General features: G+C 69.2%; 2 protein-coding genes. Both read left to right on the top strand.

Translation table 11 applies throughout. From position 1 onward, the window contains the following. Positions 1-395: TlpA disulfide reductase family protein (locus tag DBR34_RS16520; protein WP_146186865.1), on the top strand; the 395-nt coding region annotated here is incomplete at its 5' end. Positions 396-485: 90 nt separating this feature from the next. Continuing rightward, positions 486-1,102 (top strand): TonB-dependent receptor plug domain-containing protein (locus DBR34_RS16515; RefSeq protein ID WP_181394051.1); only part of this gene is annotated, 617 nt, incomplete at its 3' end.

The following is a 1,102-nucleotide window of genomic DNA, read 5'->3' as shown; positions in this document are numbered from 1 at the left end:
CCCTCACCCTGCCCGATGTGTCGGGCACGCCCGTGGACCTGGCCCGCTTCCGCGGTCGGCCGCTGCTGATCAACGTGTGGGCCAGCTGGTGCGGCCCGTGCGTGGAAGAAATGCCGGCGCTGGCGGCCTTTGCCGCTGCCCAGCCGGCCGATGGCGTGCAGGTGCTGGGGGTGGCGCTGGACACACCTGAAGGCGTGCGCGATTTCCTGGCCCGGGTGCCGGTGGGCTACCCGATCGTGCTGGACACGCCCGGGCCGGCCGATGCGAGCGTGCGGCTGGGCAACGCGCAGGGGCTGTTGCCCTACTCGGTGCTGGTGGATGCGCACGGGCGCATCGTGAAGCAGAAGCTGGGGCCGTTCGCGGCCGGCGAGATCGAGGATTGGGCCGGGTATTGACCGGGGCGATGGCCCGCCCAACAATGACGCGATCAATTCTCATTCGCTGCTGGGCTGGTGTTGCCACGTCCATGCTCCAAGGACGTGCCCGTGCGCTTATCTCCCCTGTTCATCGCCCTTTCCGCGCTGCTGGCGGCGCCCGCCATCGCCCAGCAGACCGACGCCCGCACCCTGGACACGGTCACGGTGAGCGCTTCGCGCACCGGCCAGCTGGCCGACACCGCGCCGCAGACGGTGGTGATCATCGATCGTCAGGCCATCGAACAGCAGCTGCGCATCAGCGGCAATTCGTCGGACCTGCTGTCCAGCCTGCTGCCGTCGTACACGCCCAGCCGCGGCAAGATGAACGGCAGTGGCGAGACCCTGCGCGGGCGCACGCCGTTGATCCTGGTCGATGGCATTCCGCAGTCCAACCCGCTGCGCCCGACCGGTCGTGAAGCGCACACCATCGACTACGCCATGGTCGAGCGGATCGAGGTGATCCAGGGCGCCAACGCCATGAACGGGCTGGGCGCCACCGGCGGCACCATCAACCTGATCACCCGCCGCCCCGAGCCGGGCGAGATCAACCAGCACCTGGGCGTGCAGACCACCGTGCCGACCAGCGGCCTGGACGGTGACACCACCAGCTACCGCACCGATTACCGCATCAGCGGCAGCAAGGGCCGGTGGGACTACCTGCTGGGCGCCGGTTATGAAGACCAGGG

Origin of the sequence: Stenotrophomonas sp. HMWF003 (assembly GCF_003061285.1) — a bacterium.
GTDB lineage: Bacteria > Pseudomonadota > Gammaproteobacteria > Xanthomonadales > Xanthomonadaceae > Stenotrophomonas > Stenotrophomonas maltophilia_AP.
Note: the sequence above shows the minus strand (reverse complement) of the source record. Positions and strands in the feature narration are given on the sequence as shown.